The following is a 2,648-nucleotide window of genomic DNA, read 5'->3' on the forward strand; positions in this document are numbered from 1 at the left end:
CAGCAAAGGTGGGGTTACTGCACATAACGGGGAACTGCACATAATTTCGGTTATGTTGATATCAACATAACCGAAAAAATTGGTTATTCAGTCAGACAGCTAATGGGGCTCATGCTAGTGCCACGCTTTACAGCATTGTGGAAACCGCAAAGGTAAATGGCTTATTACCATTTGATTACATCATGGCTTGTCTTAATGAACTGTGCCAACCAGCACCGGATATAGACAGCCTGTTACCATGGAATTTTAAAAGGTAGGTGTAGTTGCCCGGACGCTTACTTTGATTACATCATGGTTTGCCTTGATGAACTGTGTAAACCAGAACCCAATATCGATAGCTTGTTACCCTGGAATGTTAAACAGTAGGTGTGGTTCGCTAGACGGTTACGATCATAATTTAATGCGGATTAATGGTATAAAACGTTTAACTTTTTAGGTTTCACACATTATCTTGGTAGAAAGCAGTCAGGAGAAGTCGTAGTAAAGCGGAAAACGATGCGGAAAAGGCAAATATCCCATCTCAAGCGAATTAAACTTGAGCTTCGCAAGCGTCTTCATGACAAGCCTTGGGAGGCGGGGCGTTGGCTGAAACGAGTAATACAGGGCCACATTAATTATTATGGTGTGCCTTTTAACTCAAAATGTATCGGCCAATTTGTAGAGGAAGTAAAGAAGCTTTGGTTAAAGAGTCTAAGGCGACGTAGTCAAAGGCATCGCATGACATGGGAACGCTATAACTACTACATCAAATATTGGTTACCGAAACCCAAGATCGTTCACCCTTATCCGGAACAGCGCTTTTACGCCAAACACCCAAGGTAGGAGCCGGATGCCTTAGTAGCGCACGTTCAGAACTGTGCGGGGGGTGAGCAGTAATGCTCATTCCTACCGCAACCTGTTCATCATACTGACTCCGTAGCACTTACCCGATTTATGTGGTTATCAGGAGGAGCTTCCTCTCACGATTCAGTTCCCGCCTATTTCGATAGACTTTGTTACATTGTCAGGCTCGCTACTTTATTCAGAGCCCTAGGTTCATCTGGTGATACAGATGGTTCACTCGTTAAGCGGTGAACAGCGCTTCATACGACTTCACGTCGCACGCCCCAAAATGAGTTAATGTTGCAGCTCAATCGCAGTATATTCATTTCGGTTTACCATAGTCTTTATGTTCTGCAATATAAAATCTAGAACGGTGACCACCGCAATACCCCTACAGAAAGCTATAATCATTTGACTAACAAACTCATCAAACCATGTTTTTTGAAAATGTTTTTTGAGAGGCAATTTCTACTAAAGAAGTAAGTTGTTGATAGCTGTAACTTACTTGTTTTATAACATAAAAAGCAAGGTTCTCCACATCGCTACGGTCATCTGGCAGTTGCGCAGCACAATAAGCCATTGCCATTAGGCAGCGAGTATTACGGTCATAACCTGCAAACTCATCAGTATAAAACCTAGCAATGTAATGACTAACGGCTGACACTGGTATGTATTCAAATACACTTCCAATTTTGATTTCCGTGGCAAGAAAGTTCTCTACTTCTTCAGCAAGAGTAATAATTTTATACTGTCGTTGAAATAAGTTCATTCTACACTCTCACCTTAAAATCTGACTCGTTATAATTTATCACTGCAAGGTTTCCCACAGTAATCAGTAGCAGTTTTACCAAAATAGGTTCTAAAAGCAGTATTAAAAGCACCAGGAGAGCCGTAACCTACTTTAAAAGAAACATTCATTACACTTTCACCCCGCTTCAATAATACCGATGCATGCATCATTCGAACAGTTAGCCGCTATTGATGAAAAGTACAACCTAATTCTTGTTCTGGTCAAGTCCAACCGGACACTTTTCTAAAAAAAATTTCAAAATCAATCGGTGACTGATCAGCATTTGCCGAGTGCAGCCGTTCTACATTGTAATATTTCATATATTTCGCCACATCATCACGCATATGTTGACGAGTTGGCTGTGGTACTTTTAATAACCAATCGTGTTTCAAACTACCAAAAAATCGCTCCACAACAGCATTATCCCAACACGCTCCCACGTCCCCCATGCTTACTCGGCAGTCAAGTTTGGTTAATAAGCGCCGATAGCCTTTACTGGTATATTGAGAACCTCTATCGCTATGAAACACTAAGCCCTTTGGTGGTTTTCGCAAGTGGTAAGCCTTCAAAAAAGCTTTCTCAACTATAAGCTTCTCGTCATGCGCTTAGAGATATGCCTGCCGACGGTTCTGCGAGAATACAAATCCATTACAACTGCAAGATATAACCAACCTTCGCCAGTTTTAAGATAACTCACATCACCAGCTCAGACTTGGTTTGGCCCAACAGGATTAAAATTCATATTAAGCAAATTATCATCCACGCTATCACTGTGTTTACGCTTTGTGGTGACTTTATAAGCCAGACGTTGCGTGACCACCAGTTTCAATCGCGCCATTAACTTAATAGTGCGATAACGAGTAATGCTAAACCCTTCTTTGCGTAGCGCTTTATCACAAACGGTTTTAACGCCCGTTCGGCGCGATTGTTGTCGATAGTTAATCGGCCATCATCTAAGTAACGCCTGAACTTTTCAAATTGATTCAGCGCATAAAGGATGGCTTTACCCAATGCCATTTTCGGGGGGATTTTATCT

At 41.7% G+C, this 2,648-nt stretch carries 2 protein-coding genes and 3 pseudogenes; 1 reads left to right on the plus strand and 4 read right to left on the minus strand.

The features are described 5' to 3' along the window. Positions 1-71 precede the first annotated feature (71 nt). A pseudogene (locus ACWXWT_RS20240) lies at positions 72-257 on the plus strand (transposase domain-containing protein); the annotation flags it as partial. A 992-nt stretch (positions 258-1,249) separates the two neighbouring features. Here ACWXWT_RS20240 and ACWXWT_RS20245 read toward each other — a convergent pair. The 4 genes and pseudogenes from ACWXWT_RS20245 to ACWXWT_RS20260 form a co-directional block, all read right to left on the minus strand. Then, positions 1,250-1,591, minus strand: coding sequence for a hypothetical protein (locus tag ACWXWT_RS20245; RefSeq protein WP_456043371.1), 342 nt, complete (start codon positions 1,589-1,591; stop codon positions 1,250-1,252). 29 nt (positions 1,592-1,620) lie between these two features. Then, entirely contained in the window at positions 1,621-1,782 is a 162-nt protein-coding gene (locus ACWXWT_RS20250; protein WP_456043372.1) for a helix-turn-helix domain-containing protein, read from the minus strand. Positions 1,783-1,833: 51 nt separating this feature from the next. Continuing rightward, a pseudogene (locus tag ACWXWT_RS20255) lies at positions 1,834-2,504 on the minus strand (IS3 family transposase); the annotation flags it as partial. Continuing rightward, a pseudogene (locus ACWXWT_RS20260) lies at positions 2,498-2,648 on the minus strand (IS66 family transposase); the annotation flags it as partial. The pseudogenes ACWXWT_RS20255 and ACWXWT_RS20260, both read right to left, overlap by 7 nt.

The sequence above is a fragment of the Shewanella sp. A22 genome, from assembly GCF_053850585.1.